This window comes from Bacillus horti, from assembly GCF_030813115.1.
GTDB lineage: Bacteria > Bacillota > Bacilli > Caldalkalibacillales > JCM-10596 > Bacillus_CH > Bacillus_CH horti.
In genome coordinates, this window is record NZ_JAUSTY010000002.1 from 148,207 (window position 1) to 165,215 (window position 17,009).

General features: G+C 39.5%; 20 protein-coding genes. All 20 read left to right on the plus strand.

Annotated features, from left to right (window positions below; genetic code table 11):
* Position 1 precedes the first annotated feature (1 nt).
* Positions 2 to 457, plus strand: coding sequence for a flagellar export protein FliJ (gene fliJ, locus J2S11_RS02760; RefSeq protein WP_307390612.1), 456 nt, complete (start codon positions 2 to 4; stop codon positions 455 to 457).
* On the plus strand, positions 408 to 1,430 hold the full coding sequence (locus tag J2S11_RS02765) for a MotE family protein (protein WP_307390615.1): 1,023 nt from the start codon (positions 408 to 410) through the stop codon (positions 1,428 to 1,430). Before fliJ ends, J2S11_RS02765 begins: the two co-directional genes overlap by 50 nt.
* A gap of 32 nt (positions 1,431 to 1,462) precedes the next feature.
* Complete coding sequence (locus tag J2S11_RS02770; protein ID WP_307390618.1) at positions 1,463 to 2,845, plus strand: flagellar hook-length control protein FliK; 1,383 nt, start codon at positions 1,463 to 1,465, stop codon at positions 2,843 to 2,845.
* Positions 2,846 to 2,884: 39 nt separating this feature from the next.
* Entirely contained in the window at positions 2,885 to 3,367 is a 483-nt protein-coding gene (gene flgD, locus J2S11_RS02775; RefSeq protein ID WP_307390621.1) for a flagellar hook assembly protein FlgD, read from the plus strand.
* On the plus strand, positions 3,354 to 3,743 hold the full coding sequence (locus J2S11_RS02780; RefSeq protein ID WP_307390623.1) for a TIGR02530 family flagellar biosynthesis protein: 390 nt from the start codon (positions 3,354 to 3,356) through the stop codon (positions 3,741 to 3,743). Before flgD ends, J2S11_RS02780 begins: the two co-directional genes overlap by 14 nt.
* Positions 3,744 to 3,858: 115 nt before the next feature.
* Positions 3,859 to 4,674: a flagellar hook-basal body complex protein gene (locus tag J2S11_RS02785; RefSeq protein ID WP_307390626.1), complete on the plus strand. Its 816-nt coding sequence runs from the start codon at positions 3,859 to 3,861 to the stop codon at positions 4,672 to 4,674.
* Between the two features lie 43 nt (positions 4,675 to 4,717).
* Positions 4,718 to 4,936, plus strand: a complete 219-nt coding sequence (locus J2S11_RS02790; protein WP_307390627.1) for a flagellar FlbD family protein — start codon at positions 4,718 to 4,720, stop codon at positions 4,934 to 4,936.
* The gene (locus J2S11_RS02795) at positions 4,926 to 5,366 is read left to right on the plus strand and encodes a flagellar basal body-associated FliL family protein (protein WP_307390630.1); all 441 of its coding nucleotides are present in this window, start codon (positions 4,926 to 4,928) and stop codon (positions 5,364 to 5,366) included. The genes J2S11_RS02790 and J2S11_RS02795 overlap by 11 nt, the downstream gene beginning before the upstream one ends.
* A gap of 69 nt (positions 5,367 to 5,435) precedes the next feature.
* Entirely contained in the window at positions 5,436 to 6,422 is a 987-nt protein-coding gene (fliM, locus tag J2S11_RS02800) for a flagellar motor switch protein FliM (protein WP_307390634.1), read from the plus strand.
* A gap of 2 nt (positions 6,423 to 6,424) precedes the next feature.
* The gene (gene fliY, locus J2S11_RS02805; protein WP_307390637.1) at positions 6,425 to 7,579 is read left to right on the plus strand and encodes a flagellar motor switch phosphatase FliY; all 1,155 of its coding nucleotides are present in this window, start codon (positions 6,425 to 6,427) and stop codon (positions 7,577 to 7,579) included.
* A 28-nt stretch (positions 7,580 to 7,607) separates the two neighbouring features.
* Positions 7,608 to 7,967 (plus strand): response regulator, encoded by a 360-nt coding sequence (locus J2S11_RS02810; protein WP_307390640.1) that lies wholly within the window; start codon positions 7,608 to 7,610, stop codon positions 7,965 to 7,967.
* Between the two features lie 55 nt (positions 7,968 to 8,022).
* On the plus strand, positions 8,023 to 8,712 hold the full coding sequence (locus tag J2S11_RS02815; protein ID WP_307390643.1) for a flagellar biosynthetic protein FliO: 690 nt from the start codon (positions 8,023 to 8,025) through the stop codon (positions 8,710 to 8,712).
* Positions 8,709 to 9,416 carry a flagellar type III secretion system pore protein FliP gene (gene fliP / locus J2S11_RS02820; protein WP_307390645.1) on the plus strand — a complete coding sequence of 236 codons (708 nt, stop codon included), beginning with the start codon at positions 8,709 to 8,711 and terminating at the stop codon, positions 9,414 to 9,416. The genes J2S11_RS02815 and fliP overlap by 4 nt, the downstream gene beginning before the upstream one ends.
* A 25-nt stretch (positions 9,417 to 9,441) precedes the next feature.
* Positions 9,442 to 9,711: a flagellar biosynthesis protein FliQ gene (fliQ, locus tag J2S11_RS02825; RefSeq protein WP_307390647.1), complete on the plus strand. Its 270-nt coding sequence runs from the start codon at positions 9,442 to 9,444 to the stop codon at positions 9,709 to 9,711.
* A 9-nt stretch (positions 9,712 to 9,720) separates the two neighbouring features.
* Complete coding sequence (gene fliR, locus J2S11_RS02830; RefSeq protein ID WP_307390649.1) at positions 9,721 to 10,500, plus strand: flagellar biosynthetic protein FliR; 780 nt, start codon at positions 9,721 to 9,723, stop codon at positions 10,498 to 10,500.
* Between the two features lie 4 nt (positions 10,501 to 10,504).
* Positions 10,505 to 11,590, plus strand: a complete 1,086-nt coding sequence (gene flhB / locus J2S11_RS02835; protein ID WP_307390651.1) for a flagellar biosynthesis protein FlhB — start codon at positions 10,505 to 10,507, stop codon at positions 11,588 to 11,590.
* A gap of 74 nt (positions 11,591 to 11,664) precedes the next feature.
* Positions 11,665 to 13,659, plus strand: a complete 1,995-nt coding sequence (gene flhA, locus J2S11_RS02840; RefSeq protein ID WP_472924662.1) for a flagellar biosynthesis protein FlhA — start codon at positions 11,665 to 11,667, stop codon at positions 13,657 to 13,659.
* Positions 13,659 to 14,948, plus strand: coding sequence for a flagellar biosynthesis GTPase FlhF (flhF, locus tag J2S11_RS02845; RefSeq protein ID WP_307390658.1), 1,290 nt, complete (start codon positions 13,659 to 13,661; stop codon positions 14,946 to 14,948). The genes flhA and flhF overlap by 1 nt, the downstream gene beginning before the upstream one ends.
* The gene (locus tag J2S11_RS02850; protein WP_307390662.1) at positions 14,932 to 15,816 is read left to right on the plus strand and encodes a MinD/ParA family protein; all 885 of its coding nucleotides are present in this window, start codon (positions 14,932 to 14,934) and stop codon (positions 15,814 to 15,816) included. The genes flhF and J2S11_RS02850 overlap by 17 nt, the downstream gene beginning before the upstream one ends.
* Before the next feature lie 62 nt (positions 15,817 to 15,878).
* Positions 15,879 to 17,003, plus strand: a complete 1,125-nt coding sequence (locus tag J2S11_RS02855) for a protein-glutamate methylesterase/protein-glutamine glutaminase (RefSeq protein WP_307390664.1) — start codon at positions 15,879 to 15,881, stop codon at positions 17,001 to 17,003.
* Positions 17,004 to 17,009: the final 6 nt, after the last annotated feature.

A 17,009-nucleotide genomic window follows, 5' to 3' on the forward strand; every position in this document is an offset into this window, starting at 1 on the left:
CTTGTCTACCTATCATTATCCATACCAAAGAATACTAGATGTTAAATCAAAGGAAAAAGAGAATGCTCAACTGCAAATGGCTAAGGCTATTCAGCGTCAGTCTCAGGCCGAAATCAGAATCAATGAACTTGAGCAAAAAATCGGACAAGCTACAGATCGTGTTGAACAGCAGTATGTGGCTGTAACTAGAGTACAGGATTTACAGGGAATTGAAAATTATATGAGTGTTCTGCGAAAGAAGCTGAGCTTTGAAAAAAAAGAAGTCGAATTCGCTAAAAAAAATGTCGATAAAAAGCAGGAAGTTTTGCGAGAAAAGTTGAAAGAAGAAAAGACATGGATGGTGTTAAGGGAAAAGAAAGAAAACGAACACCTTGAAGGATTAAAACATATCGAACAGCAGGAATTAGATGAAATGGCAAGTACAAGCTTTAATCGCCTTTCAGAATCTAAGGGGTGATGGAATGGAAGAGAATGAAAAACCATATGGCAGGCTTCAATGGGTGTTTTATATTGTACTAGTCCCAGCCCTTTTTACATTAATTTTAGTAGGGATTATTTTTACATTCTTAGGCTATAACGTGATTGATGCTACAAAGAGCTTCTTTCAAAACATCCCTGTTGTATCTGCTCTATTTAACTCAGAAGATGATGAAACCGAGGGTGTAGCTGAAGAAACAGAGCCGACGATAAACCTTGAAGAAGAGCTCGCTCAAAAAGATACTGAGCTTGAAGGTGTCCAAACAGAATTGATTGCACTCAAAAGTGACTTACAGCAACGTGAAATGAAAATTTTAGAGCTAGAGCAGACGATTGAAGAAATGACTGTTCAAGAAGAACAAAATGTAATCTCTGCTAAAGAACGTACAAAACAAATTCGGGAATTAGCCCAGCTTTATGGGGGGATGTCTGCAAAACGTGCAGCGGCTATCCTAGAAAATTTAACCTTAACAGAAGCAGCATTAATTATTAGAGAAATGGATTCTCAGCAGCGCTCAGGTATTCTGACTAGATTTGATCCTGCATTTGCCGCTCAGTTAACCGTTACACTTCAAGAGTTAGATACAGTAGACGATCCTGAAATGGCTGCTTTGCAGGAAAGAGTAAAGCTTTTAATGGGGATGCTGAACGATAACTTAGAGGCAACTGATTCTCGAATTCCACTCAATAACATGGTTAACACGCTGTCCCAGCTACCTACGGCTCAAGCGGTAGAAATGCTTACAGAGATGAGTGGGTCAGACGCTGATTTTGCTTTAGCTACAACCTTTTTAGCTATTATGAGTGATGAGAGTAGATCCACGATCTTTGCTCAAATGGATCCAGAAGTAGCTATAAAATTCACCAAAGAGCTAACAAAGCTAAGCCCAGCAAATAATTCGAATGCAAACAGTACAGCTTCAAGTACTACAGCTTCAAGTAATACTGATTAATGATATACCCGATTTGAAAGGAGGTGAAACATATGAATATTGCTCAAAGTTTCTTTTCAACAAGCTCTGCCGTTGAAAGCGCGCTGGCTAGTGGTGTTGTAGGTACATCAGAAAAAAATACCAGCTCTTCAGGATTGTTTTCTCAGCTATTTTCTGCACTAACCGCTGAGACAGGACAAGAGGAAAGCATTGAAGGTCTTTTAGAAAAAATGCTTGGTCTACTTGAGCTTGCCGCTCTTCAGGAGGAAGAAAACAAATCCATGGTTCAGCTGCCAGTCTTTGAATTGAGCTTAGGACAAGGCAGTGATGACGAAGCTACACAGGCATTAAGTGATTATTTGCTTAAGCTTTCGGAGCTGTTAGAATCATTTCCTGAGACTCAAATGGATGAAGAATCAATTGAACTGAATCAGGATTTTGTGGATCAGTTGTATCATCAATTTTTACTGCTACCACAAGGCTTTCTTGAAGCTATCAATGCGCAGCCGTTAGCCGATTCAAAGGATGGTCAACAGCTTGTAGCCGCATTAACAAAGTGGAATAGCCTTTTACAAAGCTTAGTACAACAGCAACAGCAGGGGAGTTCAACTCATCAAGCTCAATTGAGCCCGGTACAAGTTCAACAAGTTCAGCAGGTGGTAGAACAGATGAATAATCAGCCAGCTGTTTTACATGGCCTAAAAGAGAAAATTTCCCAGGTGGCATCGACCATAAATGATTATGCGATCCATGCTGATAAGTTGATCAAAGCTCCTAACTTTGTACCAGCATCTATTCTAAAAGAAGCATCAGAAGCTCAAGCAAAACAGACAATAGCCCCGGTTCCTGTTGCTCAGGAGACTGGTCAAGGCCATAGTCAGGCAACTCAAATTATCAATACTCAGCAGGATACAGCTATCCAAGCGCTACAAGCAAGAGGAATGGAGTCTGTTACAGTGACCAAATCTGCTGAAGCAGAACAGCAGCAAACGGTAAGATTCAGCCATTTAATTGAAGATGTTCAAAAAGTTTTAAAGCAGCAAATTCAGCTTAAGGCGGGTCTAGAAGGAAACCAAATTAGGTTGAAATTAACGCCTGAACATCTAGGTCATTTAGATATTCGCTTAACTACCGTTGAAGGAAAAGTGATGGCTCAGTTTCTGGTAAGCAGTCAGATGGCGAAGGATGCCTTAGAGCTTTCCGTTGGTCAATTGCGAATTTCTCTTCAGCAACAGGGAGTCCAGGTGGATCGAATTGAGATTACCCAGCAGCAATCACAGCAGCAATCTCTGCCCGACCAAAGAGAAAGCCAAAGCTTTGCTCAGCAGCATAATCAATCCAAACAAAAATCTAGCTATCAGGATGATGAACAATCCTTCGGTGAGATGCTAGAAACGGATGAAGTAGAGCAACAAGGTATTGATTTTAGAGCGTAATATTTCCGGTAATTGAAAATGCAAGAAAGGAGAGAGCGTATGAGTGGATTTTATACGATGAATACAAATTCAACTCCTTCTTCGGTGTTTAATAGTGATTATTATAAAAACACGAAAGACTTTCATGAAAGCAGTCAGCTAGGACAGGATGCTTTTCTCAAGCTTTTACTAGCACAGCTTCAGCACCAGGATCCACTAGAGCCTTTACAGGATAGAGAATTCATCGCTCAGATGGCTCAGTTCAGTAGCTTGGAGCAGATGACTAACTTGAATCAATACATGAAGGGTTTCATTGATTTTAATATTAGTACCGCCATTGTGCAGTATTCTCATCTTATTGGTCAAAAGGTGTCCTATAAAGAGGATGCAGATGGGCTTGAGATTGATGGAGAAGGAATTGTTAAAGGAATTTCGATGAAAGACGGTATGCTATCGATAGAACTAGAGAGTGGGGCAAGAATTCCACTGGATAGCATTTATAAAATTGAAGATGTACGTGGAGATACAGATGAAAGCAATTAAGGCTGGACATTCTTATCAGATAAACGCTCATCCTATCCATAAACCGCTCCAGCAGCAAAAAGTAAATAAAGGGCAATTTAAAACCGCATTTGAGCTTCAATTACAGCAGACTTTAATCCATTCGGACGTAAAATTTAGTCAGCATGCACGTACTCGAATGGAAGAGCGAGGAATTGAGATGAATCAAGACTTAATTCAAAAGATTAATCAAGGAGTAAGTAAGGCTCAAACTAAAGGTGCTAAGGAATCACTGTTTCTCATCGATAATCATGCATTTGTAGTGAGCGTCAAAAACCAAACCGTTATTACAGCGATGGAAAGAGACGAATTACAGGATCAAATGGTTACTAATATCGATAGCGCTGTATTACTGTAAAAGACTTTTAGGATAAGACGGCTGGACCTTTAAGGAGGCCGTGTGTTGCTGAATGATCGAAGCAACGCCATGCAAATAGTAGACATTTTATTTTGAGTATGAGAGGGGAAACAAGATGTTACGTTCATTATATTCTGGTGTTTCTGGAATGAAAAACTTCCAAGTGAAGCTTGATGTAATTGGTAATAACATTGCTAATGTTAACACTGTAGGCTTCAAAAAGAGTAGGGTTGTTTTTCAGGACGTTTTAAGTCAAAACATGGCTGGGGCAACAGCTCCTGAGGATGGAGAAAGAGGAGGAATCAATCCAAGGCAAGTAGGACTAGGTTCCCAAATTGGAGCTATTGATGTGATTCACACTCCTGGATCTCCGATGACTACTGGTGTGCCAAACGATTTAATGATTGAAGGAGATGGCTTCTTTCTAGTAAGCCCCCCAGGAAATGAGGAGATGCAATACCTAACAAGGGCTGGAAACTTTACTCGTGACGCATTAGGATATTTAGTTACATCTAGTGGATATTACGTACAGGGTACAGGTGGACCTATCCAAATTGACATGGAAGATTATATGCAGTACGAAATTGCTGCCAATGGTGATGTGATTGGCTATAACGAAGAAGGTGAACCTGAGGTTATTGATACTCTTGTTCTAGGCTTTGTTCAGAATCCTGGCGGTCTAAGAAAAGTTGGTGGTTCATTATATGAAATAACTGCTAACGCCCACTCAGAAGAATTAGAGCCGACAACGATTGAAGATGCTGAAGGAAGAAACGTTAGAATTATCGCAGGTATGTTAGAAATGTCTAACGTTGATTTAACAGAGGAATTTACTGAAATGATTATCGCTCAGCGTGGATTCCAATCCAACTCTCGTATTATCACAACATCCGATGAAATTCTACAAGAGGTTGTTAATCTTAAGCGATAGGAGGTAAGGCTGGGAGAGCCTTCTCCCAGCCCTAACATCTACAATGATTAAAGTGACCAAGCTTAACAAAGAAACATTTATACTAAATGCTTTGTTTATTGAAAGAATTGAAGCTACTCCAGATTCTGTAATCACCTTAACGAATGATAAAAAATTCATTGTTCGTGAGAGTATTGAGGAGATTAATAGCTTGGTAACAGAGTTCTATCAAAAAATTAATCTTTTTCAAGTGATGAAAGAGGTGAATAATCATGACGAATAAACTGTTTAATATGTCTCTAATCATTTTAATTGGTATTGCCCTTCTAGGAGCAGTAGCTGTTGTGTTATGGCAAACAACAGTGAGTGGCCAGAGGGAGGTCATTGTTGATGAGAATCGCCTAAGTGCAGATCAATTCCTTGCACAGAGTGTGCAGACAGAGGAAATTACAACTAATCTAAAGACAAACAATTTTATTATTGTGAAGTTTAACGTCTTAATGGATAGTAAGAAGTCCAAAGAGGAATTTGAAAAAAGAGCGGCTCAAGCTCAATCCATTATCATCTCAACTCTTTCTAGCCTTTCTCCTGAAGAACTTCAAGGTGAAGAAGGTATACAGCTACTAGAGGAGTTGCTCATTGAAGGATTTAATGAGGTTATGCAATTAGGAAGAGTCATTGGTGTCCGTACAATTGATCTAAAAATCCAGTAGTTCACAGTGTAAAGTTCTACAGTTACTGATTAGGAACATCTAGATCATTTCATAAAGGAGGTGAGTTATTTGCCAGAGGTATTATCACAAGGAGAGATTGATGCTCTTTTATCAGCTTTATCCACAGGAGAGATGGATGCTGAGGAACTAAAGAAAGAAGAAACAGAGAAGAAGGTCAAAGTCTATGATTTTAAAAGAGCCCTCCGTTTCTCAAAGGATCAGATCCGAAGTATAACTCGAATATATGAGAATTATGCTAGGCTACTAACGACTTATTTTTCTGCGCAGCTTAGAACCTTTGTTCAAATTACTGTTGCTTCTGTTGATCAATTACCCTATGACGAATTTATTCGCTCCATTCCTAAAATGACTATTTTAAACGTATTTAACGCTGATCCTCTAGAAGGAAGAATGGTTATGGAGGTTAATCCGAATATTGCTTTTGCGATGCTGGATCGAATGCTAGGCGGTCAAGGGAATGGTCTAAACAACATTTCAAGCTTAACAGAAATTGAAACAACGGTTATGGAGCGTATGTTTATAAGAGCTTTACAATCCTTTGAGGAAGCCTGGAAATCTGTATTAGACCTTAATGTAGAGCTAGACGTGTTGGAGATAAATCCACAGTTTATGCAGATTGTATCACCAAACGAAACGGTAGCTGTTGTTTCATTAAGTACTAAAATCGGTGAGTCTACAGGAATGATAAACTTCTGTATGCCTCATGTAACTCTAGAGCCAATTATTCCTAAGCTATCTGCTCACTACTGGCTTTCTACGCAGAAAAAGATTAGGGAACCTCAGGAAAAAGAAGAGCTAGAAAAAAGAGTGAGAAAGACAAAGCTTCCTGTTATCGCTGAATTGGGTCACTCAACGATAAACGTCCAAGAATTTACTCAATTAACCAAAGGGGACGTTATTCGATTAAATGAGTCAATTGGTGATCAATTATGTATAAAGGTTGGTCATAAACCAAAGTTTCTTGCACAACCAGGTACATATAAAGGGAGGGTTGCTGTGCAGGTTACGGAAAAAATAAGCGAGGAGGAGGAATAACGATGACGAGTGACATGCTTTCGCAGGACGAAATTGACGCACTATTGAAGCAAGGCGGAGATGACCAAGCTGATGAAGAGCTAAGTGTCGTGAATTATATCACTGCATTGGAGCAAGACGCGTTAGGAGAAATCGGAAATATAACGTTTGGCACGGCTTCAACTGCTTTATCTACCCTACTTAGCCAAAAGGTTGATATTACTACACCGAAGCTAACCATCGTAAAGAAGGAATCACTAGCAGATGAGTTTCCAATGCCTCATGTTGCTGTCCATGTGAATTATACAGATGGATTCGAGGGTGTAAATTTACTTGTTATGAAAACAGATGATGCAGCCATTATTGCGGATTTAATGCTAGGAGGAGATGGTACTTCTCCAAATCATGATATGTCTAGTATGCACATCAGTGCCGTTCAAGAGGCAATGAATCAAATGATGGGCACAGCTGCAACATCAATGTCAACCATCTTTAACAAAAAGATTGATATCTCCCCACCAGGAGTTGATATGTTTGATCCAAGTGTGGATGAACAACAAGTTTCAATGGTACAAGAGGATATCCTAATAAAAGTGTCATTTAGAATTAAGGTAGGAGAGCTTATTGATTCTAATATCATGCAGCTTATCCCTGTATCATTTGCTAAGGAGATGATTGATTTGCTCATGAATCCTGAGGCTCAAGAATTCTCTGAGGAGATTCAAGAGGAAATCGCTCCTGAGCCTACATCATCCAGCTATCAACCAGCTGCTGAAGTACAGGTTCCACATCAAGAGATTAATTACTCAAGTCAGCCATCAGTGCCAGCTCAGTCACAAAACGTGACAAGTAGGGCAGCTAACGTACAACCTGTCCAATTTGCTAGCTTTGAGCAAAATAGTGCAGCCCATGGGGATATACATAACCTGAATCTACTTATGGATATACCTTTACAGGTCACCGTAGAGCTCGGACGCACTAAAAAGCTTATTAAAGAAATCCTCGAACTCTCTCCAGGTTCAATCATAGAACTAGATAAGTTAGCTGGAGAGCCAGTGGATATCCTCGTGAATAATAAGCTGATTGCTAAGGGTGAAGTGGTTGTTATTGAAGAAAACTTTGGAGTTCGTGTTACAGATATATTAAGTCAGATTGATCGCATTCAAAAACTTCAATAAATAATAGATTCATAAGGAGGAACATACGGTGTCAAAAATTTTAATAGTAGATGATGCAGCGTTTATGAGAATGATGATTAAAGAAATTTTATCTAAAAATGGTTTTGAGGTTGTGGGCGAAGCTAGCGATGGTGTACAAGCTATTGAGAAATACAAAGAGTTAAATCCAGACTTAGTGACAATGGATATTACTATGCCTGAGATGGATGGTATTACAGCCTTAAAGGAAATTAGAAAGTTAAATCCGGATTCAAAAATTATCATGTGCTCTGCGATGGGTCAACAGGCCATGGTTATTGACGCTATTCAAGCTGGAGCTAAGGATTTTATCGTTAAACCGTTCCAAGCAGATCGTGTTATTGAAGCAGTTAGTAAAACTTTAAGCTAATAGAGCGACTTTTTTAGAGAGTGTCCATGGATATATGGAGGAAAGGGTGTACAGCATGACAAGTATTTTTCTAAGACATCGAAGGGTTTGGCAGGTTATTGTCATTATTTGCTTATGTAGTCTACCCCATATATCATTCGCTCAAACCGTGGAAGAGATGTACAACAATGAGCAAAATCTTGAGGGTGAACAGGAAAGTACAGATGGAGTAAATGATTCTTCCTCTTCTGACCCAGAATCTAGCAATGCTTTAGTTGAAGGACAGTCCGATCATCCTATTAAATTAATTGCTACTTTTATTTTTTACCTTATTATTGTCATCATCCTAATTTATGCCCTGGTTCGCTTTCTATCTATTAGGCAGCGGAAAATGCAAAGTAACGGGGTCTTCCAAAATCTTGGTGGGTTGGTATTAGGTCAAAACAAGAGCTTGCAGCTTGTGCAGATTGGACAAGAGCTCTATGTCATTGGTGTTGCTGATCAAATTCAGCTCATTAAAGAAATTAAAGATGGTCCTGAAAAAGAGCTTATTCTACAGCAAATTGCTGAACAGGATAACGCATTAAATACGCGTTTCATGACCTCATTACCTTGGAGGAAGAAGGAGAATCAAACAGACACTCCAAGCTATTCCTTTCAGGATTTATTTAAACAAAGTATTAATCAGCAGAAAGACAGTCAGCTAGTAGCAGAGAGAAAGCTAGATTCAATGAATACAGAGCAAAGAGAAGGTAGAATTAAGTGACAGAATTGATATTCGCAACCCCAGCTAACCTATTAATACCTGGAATTGATTTGAATATTGGAGGTTCTTCAGAGCCTGGTGATGTTGCTGTCACTTTACAGCTTTTACTTCTGCTAACCATTCTTTCTTTAGCACCAGCCATCTTAATTATGATGACGAGCTTTACTCGGATTGTTGTGGTGCTATCGTTTGTACGTACATCATTAGCTACTCAAACGATGCCCCCTAATCAGGTGCTGATTGCCTTGGCTTTATTTTTAACCTTTTTCGTCATGTCACCCGTGTTCGCTGAAATTAATGAGACAGCTCTACAGCCTTATCTAGCTGAAGAGCTTACACAGCAAGAGGCTTTAGATGCAGCAACCATTCCTCTGAAGCAATTTATGGCAAAGCACACACGTGACAAGGATCTTGCCTTATTCATGAAATACAATCAAGCTGAACGACCAAGTTCAATAGAGGAAATTCCTCTGACTATGCTTGTCCCAGCCTTTATCATTAGTGAGCTAAAGACAGCCTTTCAAATCGGATTTATGATCTTTGTGCCGTTTCTAGTGATAGATATGATTGTAGCAAGTACCTTAATGGCGATGGGAATGATGATGCTTCCACCTGTTATGATCTCATTACCATTCAAAATATTATTGTTTGTTTTAGTTGATGGATGGCATTTAGTCGTACAATCACTACTTCTAAGTTTTTAACTAGATCATAAGGGAGAAAGCAAATATGTCACCAAATATGGTTATTAATTTAGCTGAACAATCCGTATACACGATTTTACTAGTAGCTGGACCAATGCTTATTCTTGCACTAAGTGTGGGTTTACTAGTGAGTATATTCCAGGCTACAACTCAGATTCAGGAGCAAACACTTGCGTTTGTTCCAAAAATCGTTGCTGTGTTGCTTTCATTGGTCTTTTTCGGACCTTGGATGTTGAGTACATTGATTAACTTCACAACCAACCTATACGAAAATATTTCTAATATTATAGGGTAAGCTTGAGAGATGATAGAGACTTGGTTAGAGCAACTCTCAGTATTTCTGCTTTTCTTTGTAAGGATGACTGCATTTTTTCTAGCAGCTCCTGTATTTTCGTTTAGGACCCTACCAACAGCATTTAAGGTAGGATTAGGTTTTTTTTCAGCTTTGGTTGCTTTTTCAACAGTAGCAACTGATGTTGAAATTCAGGTTGACGCTGCTTTTATTGTTTTAATTGTTAAAGAGGCTGTTGTTGGTCTTGCTTTAGGTTTTGTGGCGGCATTATTGCTTTATACGTTACAAATTGCTGGAGGCTTCATTGATTTTCAAATGGGCTTTGCTATCGCTAACGTAGTAGATCCACAAACAGGAGCACAGGTTCCAATCATAGGTAACTTCAAATATGTTTTTTCATTACTATTTTTACTTTCTGTTAATGGTCATCATCTACTTATAGACGGAGTTATTCGAAGCTATCAGATGGTTCCTGTTGAAAATATGTTTATTTCAATTGGCTCTGAATCGGTGGCGTTATTTATCACAGAGCTGTTTGTCAGCATCTATTTAATCGCTTTTCAAATTGCCATTCCGATTGTAGGATCATTATTTTTGGTAGACGTAGCAATGGGGCTTATAGCAAGAACTGTTCCACAGCTGAATGTTTTTGTAGTCGGTATTCCTTTGAAGATATTTGTTGGCTTTTTGATGATTTTCCTAACACTAGGCATGTTTTTTTATCTGTTGCAATCCGTTCTAACGAAAATGATTGAAACGATGGGACAGCTCTTGCAGCTTTTTGGGGGCTAAAGAGATGAGTCAATACAGACCAATTAATTTACAATACTTTGCACAGGAAAAAACAGAAAAAGCAACTCCAAAGAAACGGCAAGAACAAAGGAAAAAAGGGCAGGTTGCAAAAAGTGCAGAGGTTGCGTCAGCTCTAATTATGCTTTGTGTATTTCTGGCTCTTTTGTTTCTTGGAGGCTGGCTAGGAGAAATCTTGCTGGGAATATTCAGACATACGATTATAGAATTTGTTCAATGGGACTTCAGTGAAACAAATATCGCGAAAGTGTTCCAGGAATTGTCCTTAGAAGCAGCCAAAGCAGTAGCCCCAATTATGCTAGTTTCCATGACAGCTGGAGTGTTTGCAAATTATATTCAAGTAGGGTTTTTGGTCGCTACAGATCCATTAAAAATGAAGCTGGAGAGAATTGACCCTATTAAAGGGTTCAAACGAATATTTTCTGCAAGAGCATTAGTAGAGTTTTGCAAATCAATTTTCAAAATCTCTTTAATCGCCGTGGTAGTTTTCGGTATATTGTGGAGCAGACGAGATGACATTATGCTCTTGTCACAGAAAAGCGTAGGAAATGCTCTTTCGTATATCGGTGGGCTTACTGTCCAAATAGGCTTGACTGTGGCTGTCATACTCATTTTTATTGCCATGCTAGATTATCTTTATCAAAAATATGACTTTGAAAAGAATATCAGGATGTCCAAGCAAGACATTAAAGATGAACACAAAAAGTCGGAGGGTGATCCTCTAATTAAATCCAAGATTAAAGAAAGACAGCGTCAGATGGCTATGCGTCGAATGATGCAGGAAGTTCCGAAGGCTGATGTTATTATTACAAACCCAACGCACTACGCTATTGCTATTCAATATGATCAGGAGGAAATGGAAGCTCCTGTGGTCATAGCAAAGGGTGTTGACTATCTCGCATTTAAAATAAGAGAGGTTGCTGGCAAGCATAGTATAGTGACAATGGAAAACAAGCCATTAGCTCGTGCTTTATATCAGCAGGTAGAGATTGGGGAAAGTGTACCTGAAGAGCTATATAAAGCAGTAGCAGAGGTGTTAGCGTATGTATATCGCATTAAAGGCAAAGTGTAATCAAGAGATTGATGACCTAGTAGGAGGGAAAACTTGTGGTATTTAGAGATTACATCATATTAATAGCTGTCATCATGATTGTCCTTATGATGGTTATCCCTCTTCCAACTATATTACTTGATATATTAATTATCTTTAATCTAGCCATTGCATTAACGATTATTCTAGTAGCCATGAATACGAAGGAAGCTCTGCAATTTTCAATCTTTCCTGCGTTGCTACTATTAACTACCCTATTTCGAATTGCTTTAAGTGTTTCAACCACTCGTTCTATTTTAACGAATAAAACTGCAGGTCAAATGGTAGAAACGTTTGGACAATTTGTGGTAAGTGGTAGTGCCATTATTGGTTTTATCGTCTTTTTAATCTTAGTCATAGTCCAATTTATTGTTATTACAAAAGGTGCTGAGCGTGTCGCTGAAGTATCAGCTCGTTTTACACTTGACGCGATGCCTGGAAAACAAATGAGTATTGATGCTGATTTGAATTCAGGGTTGATTTCAGATAAGGAAGCACGAGAGAGAAGAACCAAAATTGAAAAAGAGTCTGATTTTTACGGAGCTATGGATGGAGCAAGTAAATTCGTAAAAGGGGACGCTATAGCAGCGATTGTTATTACGATCATTAATATTCTTGGTGGTTTTGCTGTAGGGATGACAGTACATAACTTATCCATGGGTGAATCTATTGAAGTATTCACGATTCTTTCCATCGGTGATGGATTAGTCAGCCAGATTCCTGCCTTATTAATTTCTACAGCTATGGGGATTATCGTAACAAGAGCTGCTTCAGATGGAAACCTAGGGACGGATATTACTAAACAGATTTTTGCCTATCCTAAGTTGCTTTATATTGTGGCTGCTTTTGTAGCGATGTTCGGCTTTCTCCCTACAATTAATCCAATGGTTCCGTTTGCTATTGCTGGTCTTGTTGCCGTTGGAGGATATCAGATGCAGAAGAATCTGAATCGGACTGAAGAGGAATCCTTTGCTGCAGAGGAAGAACAGCAGCTTGAAGAGGTACGCAGTCCTGAGAGTGTAATGAACCTCTTACATGTTGATCCAATTGAATTTGAGTTTGGCTACGGCTTGATTCCATTAGCAGACGCCAACCAGGGTGGAGATTTATTGGATCGAGTAATCATGATCAGGCGGCAGTGTGCTTTAGAACTAGGAGTGGTTGTTCCTGTCATTAGAATTCGGGATAATATCCAGCTTCAGCCGAATGAATATGTGATTAAGATTAAGGGGAACCAGGTGGCAAGAGGTGATCTATTATTAGACCATTATCTAGCGATGAGTCCAGGAGTTGATGATCCTTCCATAGAGGGAATTGAAACGACTGAACCTGCGTTTGGTTTACCAGCATTATGGGTGAATGAAGAGATGAAGGACTTAGCAGAACTGTCAGGCTATACAGTCGTTGATCCTCCTTCTGTTGTTTCAACTCATCTGACAGAAGTGATTCGCAGACATGCTCACGAGCTGTTAGGCAGACAGGAAGTAAAATCGTTAATTGATCATGTTAAGGAAACGGCACCTGCCTTGATTGAAGAGCTTATTCCAAGCTTGTTATCTATAGGAGAGGTTCAGAAGGTGTTAATCAAGCTATTAAAGGAAAAGGTTTCCATACGAAATCTAACTGTTATTCTTGAGACACTTGCCGATTATGCACAATCATCGAAGGATACTGATGTGCTAACTGAATATGTGCGCCAGAATCTTTCCAGACAAATCACTTTACAATTTGCACAAGCAGGTGAGCCACTGAAAGTCATTACAGCTGGCGCTAGCCTTGAAAAGAGATTAGCGGATTCTATTCAGCAAACGGAGCAGGGAAATTATGTTGCTTTAGATCCGGAATCTACACAAAAAATCTACCAGCAGGTGCTAGAACAGGTTCAGAAGGTTCAGCAGACAGGCACTCAGCCTATTTTGCTTACTTCACCGGCAATTAGGATGTACCTAAGGCAGTTTTTAGAGAGATACATGTTTGATCTGCCAATTCTTTCATACAATGAGCTTGAACCAGAAGTAGAAGTGCAAAGCATAGGGGTGGTGAATGTATAATGAAGGTTAAAAAATTTATTGTAAATTCAATGCCTGATGCGATGCAACAAATAAGAAGTGAGCTGGGAAATAATGCGATCATATTGAACACGAAAAAGGTGAAGACCGGAGGATGGCTTGGACTCTTTGGCAAACAGCAGATTGAGGTTATTGCAGCCGTTGATCAAGAAAAGTCTAACTCTACTAACCGCCAACAGTCTGTTAGCCCTCAACAGTCTAAAGGCACTTATAACGGAATTAGCAAAAGCTTTGATAGGCAGCAGAGTTATTTACAAACAGATAAGCCCACACCGATGTCTGATCGTTCAATCCATCTAAGTGATGCCTACAAAGATCAGGAGCAAGTACCGAAAAAGCAGCCTACTCAAGATAAAAATAGTCTTGCTTTTTCGGATCAAGGGGAGCTTCTGCAAGAGCTCAAACAGATGAAAAAGGTCATGTCTAGCTTGATATCAAATCAAGATACTCCTTTACCTGAAGGATTGAAGGAATTAGATAGTCTATTAAGGGCTCAGGAGCTTTTGCCAGAATTACACGCTGATCTCCTAAGTTATGTTCTTGGAACAGCACCAGATAAGAACGACATCTTATCTAAAGAGGCAGTACTAATGGCTGCTAAAGAGTATGTTACTAAGGTTGTTCGTCGAAATGTAGGGCGTGTACCTGTAACTGAAGAGAAACAACAGAGGGTGCAATGCTTTGTAGGACCAACTGGAGTAGGAAAAACAACAACCATAGCAAAGCTTGCTGCCAATATTATGTTTAATGAAAAAAAGAAGGTTGGCTTTATTACTTCTGATACGTATCGCATTGCAGCAGTGGAGCAATTAAAAACGTATGCGAACATTATGCAAATCCCATTAGAGGTTGTTTTCTCACCAGATGACCTTCAAGACGCTTTAACAAGCTTAAGGGAATGTGATGTTATTCTCATGGATACCGCTGGTCGTAATTATAAGCAACAGGAGTATATAGCTGAACTGAGGGAGCTACTCTTGAATGGGAGAGATGATATGCAGGTTCATATTGTTTTGAGCCTGACATCCAAGTATCCAGACATGGTGGCGATTATGGAACAATTTAAACAAATCGAGCTTAATGGTCTTATTTTAACAAAGATGGATGAAACACAGTCTTATGGACCGATCATTAATCTGTTACATCAGTACTCAACACCATTAGCTTTTATGACAAATGGCCAAAACGTTCCTGCTGACCTTATCCATGCTGACGAAGAAACAATCGTAAATTTATTGCTGGGGGAACACACTCATGAAGGATCAAGCTGAACAGCTGCGTAAACAGCTTTTGCAACTCCAGCAGCAGAGTAAGGAGCTTGAGCCACGAAAAACTAAGGTTATTACGGTCTGTAGCGGTAAAGGTGGAGTTGGAAAATCAAACTTTTCTCTAAACTTTGCCCTTGCACTACTTCGACAACAGAAAAAGGTACTAATCTTTGATGTTGACCTAGGCTTAGCTAACATCGATGTCCTCTTAGGTATTCCACCTAGGAGAAACATGTTGCATATGATTGAGCAGGATCTTCCGATTACAGACATCATTGAAGAAGGACCAGAGGGACTTAAATTCATTGCTGGAGGTTCAGGGTTTAATCATTTAATACATCTGGAACAGCAAAAAATTGACAGACTATTTGAGGAACTATCTCATCTTCATGGGCAGGTTGATTACATCATCTTGGACACTGGAGCTGGTCTCTCTAATGAGTCTCTGCGATTTATTCTTGCAGCAGACGATGTCATTGTGGTAACTACACCAGAGCCTACAGCGATTACTGACGCATATGCGGTCTTGAAAATGGTTTACACACAACAACAAAAGCCAAATATTAGGCTAGTTATTAATCGTTGCTCCTCTCATAAGGAAGGTAGAGAGACGGGCCAGAAGCTAAAGCTTGTAACAAGAAGGTTTCTTAATCAGGAGATAGGGGTGTTAGGTTACATTCCGGACGATCCAAATGTGATGAAGGCTGTAAAAAAACAAAAACCTTTTCTGATTCAATTTCCTTCCACCGATGCTTCTGTCGCTTTAAGTAATCTTGCAAGAGCTTATTTGGATCTCCCTATTGAGAATCAGGGTGGAATAAAAAGCTTTTTAACAAAGTTTCTAAAAAGCCGTTCTAAAATAGGAGGATAACCTGATCACATCACCGTCTTTACTATCATCTAGAGGGCTATCATCCTAGAAAGGGGTCAGCAATGTCGAAAATAAAGGTTTTAGTAGTGGATGACTCAGCTTTTATGAGAAAAGTCATTAGTGACATGATTGATTCTGATCAAGAACTCGAAGTAATTGGGACAGCCAGAAATGGAAAGGATGCCTTAAAAAAACTTGAAGCTCTAGCTCCAGATGTGATCACATTGGATGTAGAAATGCCAGAGCTAGACGGTCTTGAAACATTAAAGAGGATTCAAACGGAGTTTAAGCTCCCAGTGATTATGCTTAGTAGCACTACGACAGCTGGAGCTGAAAATACTTTGATTGCTCTAGAGCATGGTGCGTTTGACTTTATCTCTAAACCGTCTGGACCCATATCGCTGGATTTACATAAGGTACAGGATGAGTTGAAGGAGAAGGTTAAGCTCGCTTATAGCTCACACCAAAGAAATAAGCAGAAACTAGAGCAGCGTGCAACAAAGTCACCAACTGTAAGAAAAACACTGGTATCAAAACCAGTCGTTCACACTAGTCCAATACAGCAATCAACTCAGAGAACAAGGATGGGGAATCAGGCTTCATTATCTTCAATCATTTTAATTGGTACATCAACAGGAGGGCCAAAAGCATTACACCAATTGCTATCATACCTACCAAAATTAGAGAATGTTGCAATCTTAATTGTTCAGCATATGCCACCAGGATTCACAAAATCCTTGGCTAATCGTTTAGATCAACAAACGGATCATACGGTAAGGGAAGGTTTGCATGGAGAGGTTGTTAGGCCAGGACATATTTATATTGCTCCTGGAGGGTATCATATGATTTTATCTCAGCAAGCCAAAAACCAGCCCATCACCATAGAACTAAATCAAGAGCCACCTGTAAATGGGCATCGTCCTAGTGTTAATACCCTTTTTCAGTCAGCTATAAGTATAAAACAGGATATACCACTATTGACCGTTGTTATGACTGGTATGGGGAAGGATGGCACAGAAGGATTAAAAAGTCTTGCTGAAGCTAAAACAGTTTACACTTTGGCAGAGGATGAGTCTACTTGTATCGTTTACGGTATGCCTAGGGCTGTGGTTGAAGCACAGCTGTCGAATGAAGTTCTTCCTTTGCATGAAATACACCTAGCCATTGAGAGATGGTTAATTCATTAGGAGGTG